Genomic DNA, 5,930 nt, shown 5'->3' with positions numbered 1-5,930 from the left:
ATCAGTGCGGATATACAGGCCAAGGCTTCTGGTGATGTGCTCACCATGGCGCCAGCCACCGATCTGGTCGCGGGAGCCACACAACAAATCGCTGATTGGCAGGCAATCGCCCAGTCTCATCGCAGTCGCAAACCCGCCATTGATGGTCTGCAACAGTTCCAGGACAACGCCAAAGACCTGAACGCCTCGGCCATCCTACTCAGTGCGCCCAAGGGCATTGGCGCGGTAACCCCTGAGAGCCTGCTGCTCAAAAGCGGCGAGGCGATGTATGTGCAAAGCAACGATGAGATCAACCTGGCTGCCGCTCAACGGCTGTCCGTCCATGCGAATCAGGCCATTTCCCTGCTTGCCCAGCAGGAAGGCATGCGCCTGGTGTCCGGCAAGGGGCCGCTGGAAATCGAATCCCACAACGACGTGTTGAATCTGATTGCCCAGCAAGACATCACCCTGCAGACCGTACAGGGGCATCTGCAACTGACGGCTAAAAACGGCATCACCTTGGCGTGTGGTGGCGGGTATATCCGCATCACACCCGGCGGCGCTATCGATATCCACACCCCGGGCAAGCTCAACCTTAAAGGCCAACACGTCTGGGAAACCACGACCAGCCAGCGCTTTCCTTTGCGTGAGTTGCCGCAGTCGGTGTGCGAAGAGTGCCTGAAAATTGCTCAAACGCAAGCAGCGGGCGCGGTCATGCGCGCCACCGACTGAGGGTAGAAAAATGCAAGAACACTACACACGCTGGATCGAGCAAATAGAAAGCCTGTGCGGTTCCGCGAACGTGGGGCATGTCGATGTCGTGGTTGATCAAGCCGCCTGGGATGTATCCCTATTGCCGGCCCTTCGCCTTATGGAACCGGGCATGCGCTGGTTTTCTTTATTCAGTGCAACACCAGAAGAGGCACTGTTGACGCAGGCGCCCATTTTGATGCGAATCAACCTCGACGACTGGCGGCACAAAGCCTGGCTGGAAGAACTGATTGAGCAAGTCGGGCATCTGCCACGCCTCATGCTGTTGATTTCACCTATGCCGTTTGATGTTTTGGCTAAGTCCCTTCAGGGGCTCTCGCAGCTTGAGTGGGGAGGCCAGTCGGGATTGCTGCGCTTCTATGACCCCCGCGTAATGCCCGAACTGTTGGCCAGCGTATTGAGCCCAGAACAGAAAGAGCAATTTCTGCGCGTGACCCTGTTCTGGAGTTGGCTGAACCGGGACCAGCAGCCTGTCTGGCAGCCTGGTACCTATCGGTCGAATCAGCCCCTGGCTGAAACCTTTCCTCCCATCAACTTGGCTGACGCTCAATTTGACCGGTTGGGCAGCATCAGTGACGCACAGAATCTGTTCGAAGTTGCCAGGGCGAGGTTTTCGGAACTTTCCCATGAGCAGTGTTTTGCATGTTGTTATCGCGTAGTGCTGCAAGCCAGTCAAGAAAACTATTTTGGTGACTTGAAATTATACGCAGAGTTGCATTGGAGTAGGGCGGATATTGCCTAGCTGATAAGTCTTAGTTGTCTGTTGAGCAATACAGGGGGGGGCGTGCCGGACTTTGGTGCGAATAAGGAGTAGAGGATGAGCTATTTAAAAAGCAGCACTATGTACCAATGGGTGGGCGGTTGTTTTCTTGTTTTACTCGCCGGATGCTCGGTGGGGGAGTCCAAGTTTTTAGCGGGTAATTTGAATGGAGTGAACCACACGTCGGCGGCCATTAATTACTTTTCGGTGAATGGCTATGGCGGCGCCAATATATCTCCGCATGGTTATGGTGGTGGGATGTGCTGTGCGATGCTGCCAAGGCAATGGCAGCCAGGCTTGAAGCTTGAAGTGGAGTGGGAAACTGACCCGAACCCCTATGCAAAGTCTCCGCCTTTAGGTTCGGATGCATTTCGAATTTTTATGGCCAAACATAAAACCAACTACCAACAACACAGTGCCATAGTAGAGCTTCCTCCTTATGAGGATAGATTGTGTGCGTTGGAAGTGCATTTTTTACCCTGCAATCAAGTCAAGGTCTCCACGTCTTGTTGGCGCTATCCATCACCCAATAGCCCCATCAAGGAACCATTGGAAATGAAGGAGCCAGCCATATGTCCGAAGTGAAGAGCGCCGAATCGTTTTATGTGTCTGACTTTTCCAAGAAAGGATGTTTATCCAGTGAGTCGCAGGAGGTTTTGAATGAAAGAGGTTTGGCGCAGGTATTTTTCTTACAGAGATTAAGTGTGAATAAGGAGCATGGGATGAACTATTTAGAAGGCAGTGCTATGTGCCGATGGGTGGGCGGTTGTTTGCTTGTTTTACTCGCCGGGTGCTCGGTAGGGGAGTCCAAGTTTTTAGCGGGTAACTTGAATGGAGTGAACCACACATCAGCGGCCATTAATCACTTTTCGGTGAATGGCTATGGTGGCGCCAATATATCTCCCCATGGTTATGGTGGTGGGATGTGCTGTGCGATGTTGCCAAGGCAATGGCAGCCAGGCTTGAAGCTTGAAGTGGAGTGGGAAACTGATCCTAATCCTTATGCGAGGCTTAAGCGAAAAACATCCGGGTACGGTCCTGATGAAGAAGCTTATGCCAAGCATAAAGCGAACTACCAACAACACAGTGCCATAGTAGATCTCCCAGCTTATGAGACAGAAAAGCTGTGTTCATTAAAAGTTCATTTCTTGCCGTGCAATCAGATCAAAGTCACAACTGCCTGTATGGCTTATGGCCAACCTGGATATCCGATTAAAGAAGCATTGGAAATGAAGGAGCCAGCCATATGTCCGAAGTGAAGGGCGCCGAATCGGTTTATGTGTCTGACTTTTTTCCAAGAAAGGATGTTTATCCAGTGAATCGCAGGGGGTTCTGAATGAAAGAGGTTTGGTGCAGGTATTTTTCTTACAGAGATTAAGTGTGAATAAGGAGCATGGGATGAACTATTTAGAAGGCAGTGCTATGTGCCGATGGTTGGGCGGTTGTTTGCTTTTGTTACTGGCTGGGTGCTCGGTGGGGGAGTCTAAATTTTTAGCGGGTAACTTAAATGCCGTCAATCACACCTCAGCAGCTATTAATCATTTTTCCGTGAATGGTTATGGCGGCGGGAATGTCAGTCCTTTTGGCGATGGCGGTGGGATGTGTTGTGCGATGTTGCCAAGGCAATGGCAGCCAGGCTTGAAGCTTGAAGTGGAGTGGGAAACTGACCCGAACCCCTATGCAAAATCTCCGCCTTTAGGCTCGGATGCATTTCGAACTTTTATGGCCAAACATAAAACCAACTACAAACAACACAGTGCCATAGTAGATCTCCCAGCTTATGAGATAGAAAAGCTGTGTTCATTAAAAGTTCATTTCTTGCCGTGCAATCAGATCAAAGTCACAACTGCCTGTATGGCTTATGGCCAACCTGGATATCCGATTAAAGAACCATTGGAAATGAAGGAGCCAGCTATATGTCCGAAGTGAAGAGCACCGAATCGGTTTATGTGCCGGCCTTATTTCCAAAGGCGGGGCGTCTACCCAGTGATCCGCAGAAGGTAAGCGATAATTACGACTTGCAAATGGCCGAGACGGAGCGGTATCGCCAGGAGTTGAATGCGCGGCGCGGTTTGCGTGGTGCTTCCACTTGCGCACGCAGTCTGCATATCAGCTTGTTCTTTGACGGTACTAACAACAACGAACCCTACGACACTCATAAGGCCACGCCGCCCCATCCGACCAATATCGCTCGGCTCTACCACGCCACTCTGGAGCAGCCGGAAAGCGGCTACTTTCGTTATTACATCCCCGGTGTGGGCACCCCCTTTCCTGAAATTGGCGAGTTGGACTTCAGCATGCGCGGGTTGGCCTTCGCCAATCGGGGTGAGGATCGGATCAACTGGGGGTTACTTCAAATCGCCAATGCTTTGTCCTTTGCCCTAACCAAAGACGAACTGTCCTTGACGACCATGCAGGCCAAGCTCAAAGCCATGGCCACCACCTGGCCGCTGACTGCGCTGGGTAAAAGCAGCCGGCGCCAGGCCATGGCCTCGCTGCTGGAGCCCTTGCGGACCAGGGTCGCGACCGTGCAGCCCAAGGTGCTGGCGATCAAGCTGTTCGTCTATGGTTTTTCCCGTGGGGCGGCCGAGGCTCGTACCTTCGTTACCTGGTTGAGTGAGCTATTCGATACCCCGCAAGAGGCCGAACACCCAGAGCAGGCATTATTGGGACTGCCGTTGACCATCGAGTTTCTTGGCTTGCTCGACACCGTGGCTTCGGTGGGCAGCGCCCATGCCGCGCCCTTTGCCGACGGGCATATGGACTGGGCCGATGGCACGCAGCAGTTACCCGATGTCAAGATATTCCCCGAGTGGATCAAGGTCTGCCGGCATTTTGTCGCGGCCCATGAGCAGCGCTTGTGCTTCCCGTTGGACTCGATCCGTTATGCAGATGGCCTTTATCCCCCTTATGCCCGAGAGGTGGTCTACCCCGGAGTGCACTCGGATGTGGGCGGCGGTTACCCACCGGGGGATCAAGGCAAGGCGCGAGGCGGTTCGGGCGAGTTGCTGTCGCAGATTGTGCTGCATGACCTGTATGCGGAGGCTTTTGCGGCTGGTGCACCGTTGACGGTGCCTAAGACGGTGGTGCCGGATAAGCTGCGGCAGATTAAACCAGAGCGCACCATGTCGACAGAGAGCGACTACGAGTTCGTTCTTGATGAGGTACTCATCGACCGCTTCAACGCCTGGCGCAACACCCTGGGCCTAACCGAAGAAACCACCCCACCAACCCCGTCTAACGGCCCATCCCTACGCCTGGGCCACTCCCTCGAAGACGCCATGGCCGCGCAATTGGCCTGGCTCACTGGCTGGCGCATCGAGCGTCTGGCCCGTGGCAGTTACGTCAATCAACCTTTTTACGGCCAAGCCACACAGACCAATGCATCGCTGGAAGCGGCGCAAAAAGCCAAACGTGAGGCTGAGATAGCCATCGCCAAAGAAAAGCGCAAGGCGGCCCGGGGTCAGGAGAACGAAGCACAGCTTCTGTTGGGAACGGCCAGCCCGCCGGCTTACGAACCGGTAAGGGATCAGCAGCAGATCCACGAGGCCGCTGTGGAGTTCGAACACGACTACCAAGGTTGGCGGCGCGATCAGACCAGCGTGGCAGGCTGGGTCGTCGATGTGGCGCTTAGGGACACGGTGTACCTGCTCAATGACGACGACGAGCAGCAGGAGTATGAGCGGATCAAGGCCGAGGGTGAAATGCGCGCCAAGGAGCTGTTTGTTGAGCTCGGGAACAACAGCAATAAGTTTCGCGTCAGCGATTCGCCGCAGAAAGCTGCGCTGGTCGGGCTATTTGACGACCAGATGCATGACTCGCGTGCCTGGTTTATGCACGACGCTACGAGTTCACGGGAGTTGTGGGGGGATTATTTTCGTTACCGCATGGTGTATTTCGGCGACGAGACCAACAAGCGTATGACCCCGGTGGTGGTGGCCGGGCGTGTGGTGGGCATCGCATTGGTACTGGGCGGGGTGTACAGCATCCGTCGTCATGGCTGGAAAGGTCTGGCAGGCACGCTGGCTGGTGCATCAGTGGGCTACCAGGTGATCGATGTCGTCAGTGGCAAAGTGGAGCCTTTCCTGCCCGGGGCGGAGAAAATCCTGCAACCGACCTTTGCGATCGGTGAGGTGGTGGCGCAGCAAACGCAAGCCATTATCGAGGGTGAAGAGGCCCTGCGCAGGCAGAACATGTTGGACTATCTGAAACGCACTGGCGGGTTGGTCGAACAGGTTAAGGAGCTGGTGTCATGATGCCCCTGGTACGCATGGGCGACCCACTGCACCCGTTTGGCGGTGAGGTTTTGTCGGGGCACTACAAATCCTTCGGCAAACCAGTGGCCTGCGTGGATGATCAAGTTCGCTGCAACCTGCATGGCATTACGCACATTATCGAAGGCGCTTCGGGTTCAACCATG

7 protein-coding genes are annotated in these 5,930 nt (G+C 54.4%); all 7 read left to right on the top strand.

Annotation, left to right across the window (positions count from 1 at the left end; all coding sequences use genetic code 11):
• A partial coding sequence (locus C8K66_RS30395) for a DUF2345 domain-containing protein (RefSeq protein WP_146181404.1) occupies positions 1-711 on the top strand: 711 nt, incomplete at its 5' end.
• Positions 712-721: 10 nt separating this feature from the next.
• Positions 722-1,492 carry a DUF4123 domain-containing protein gene (locus C8K66_RS30390; protein ID WP_108526699.1) on the top strand — a complete coding sequence of 257 codons (771 nt, stop codon included), beginning with the start codon at positions 722-724 and terminating at the stop codon, positions 1,490-1,492.
• Positions 1,493-1,567: 75 nt separating this feature from the next.
• The gene (locus C8K66_RS30385) at positions 1,568-2,095 is read left to right on the top strand and encodes a DUF3304 domain-containing protein (RefSeq protein ID WP_158276057.1); all 528 of its coding nucleotides are present in this window, start codon (positions 1,568-1,570) and stop codon (positions 2,093-2,095) included.
• A complete protein-coding gene (locus C8K66_RS30380) occupies positions 2,083-2,769 on the top strand; it encodes a DUF3304 domain-containing protein (protein WP_371928176.1) in 687 nt (228 codons plus the stop codon). The genes C8K66_RS30385 and C8K66_RS30380 overlap by 13 nt, the downstream gene beginning before the upstream one ends.
• 139 nt (positions 2,770-2,908) lie before the next feature.
• On the top strand, positions 2,909-3,439 hold the full coding sequence (locus tag C8K66_RS30375) for a DUF3304 domain-containing protein (RefSeq protein WP_256591121.1): 531 nt from the start codon (positions 2,909-2,911) through the stop codon (positions 3,437-3,439).
• Positions 3,427-5,766, top strand: a complete 2,340-nt coding sequence (locus C8K66_RS30370; RefSeq protein WP_108526698.1) for a DUF2235 domain-containing protein — start codon at positions 3,427-3,429, stop codon at positions 5,764-5,766. The genes C8K66_RS30375 and C8K66_RS30370 overlap by 13 nt, the downstream gene beginning before the upstream one ends.
• On the top strand, positions 5,763-5,930 hold a 168-nt coding region (locus C8K66_RS31450; protein WP_371928177.1), incomplete at its 3' end, for a PAAR domain-containing protein. The genes C8K66_RS30370 and C8K66_RS31450, both read left to right, overlap by 4 nt.

Origin of the sequence: Pseudomonas sp. GV105 (assembly GCF_003058185.1) — a bacterium.
GTDB lineage: Bacteria > Pseudomonadota > Gammaproteobacteria > Pseudomonadales > Pseudomonadaceae > Aquipseudomonas > Aquipseudomonas veronii.
Note: the sequence above shows the minus strand (reverse complement) of the source record. Positions and strands in the feature narration are given on the sequence as shown.

Coding starts and splice junctions, on each gene's coding strand:
- C8K66_RS30390 (WP_108526699.1), top strand. CDS start 722: ATGCAAGAACACTACACACGCTGGATCGAGCAAATAGAAAGCCTGTGC.
- C8K66_RS30385 (WP_158276057.1), top strand. CDS start 1,568: ATGAGCTATTTAAAAAGCAGCACTATGTACCAATGGGTGGGCGGTTGT.
- C8K66_RS30380 (WP_371928176.1), top strand. CDS start 2,083: ATGTCCGAAGTGAAGAGCGCCGAATCGTTTTATGTGTCTGACTTTTCC.
- C8K66_RS30375 (WP_256591121.1), top strand. CDS start 2,909: ATGAACTATTTAGAAGGCAGTGCTATGTGCCGATGGTTGGGCGGTTGT.
- C8K66_RS30370 (WP_108526698.1), top strand. CDS start 3,427: ATGTCCGAAGTGAAGAGCACCGAATCGGTTTATGTGCCGGCCTTATTT.